This is a genomic window from Citrobacter sp. TBCS-14, assembly GCF_005280805.1.
In the GTDB taxonomy this organism is placed as follows: Bacteria; Pseudomonadota; Gammaproteobacteria; order Enterobacterales; family Enterobacteriaceae; genus Citrobacter; species Citrobacter gillenii.
This window is the reverse complement of the sequence record NZ_SZWM01000851.1, coordinates 1-249: the sequence shown is the minus strand read 5'-3', so window position 1 is coordinate 249 and position 249 is coordinate 1. Positions and strand designations below refer to the sequence as shown.

General features: G+C 50.6%; 1 protein-coding gene. It reads right to left on the bottom strand.

What is annotated here, in order from left to right; genetic code table 11:
* Positions 1 to 229 (bottom strand): Arm DNA-binding domain-containing protein (locus FDX22_RS21660; protein WP_146717757.1); only part of this gene is annotated, 229 nt, incomplete at its 3' end.
* Positions 230 to 249 lie beyond the last annotated feature (20 nt).

Here is a 249-nt window from a genome sequence, read left to right as displayed (position 1 = left end):
GAGCCGATAGCTCTTTGGCTGTCTCTCTGGCCTTTGATAGTGATAGCTCGGCATATGAGCCAATCATCATTGTGCGGGGTTTCCCAGCGAATTTATAGCGGAAGCGCCAGACGGGGGTCTGGTAGTTTTCGCGGTATGAAAGATAAAGCCCGTTACCGTCAGAACGTCCCTCGAATCGCTCTCCGGCCTTTATCCATGCGCGGATCTGCATGTCTGTGAGTTTTGGCATTTTGCGAATATCCAAACTTT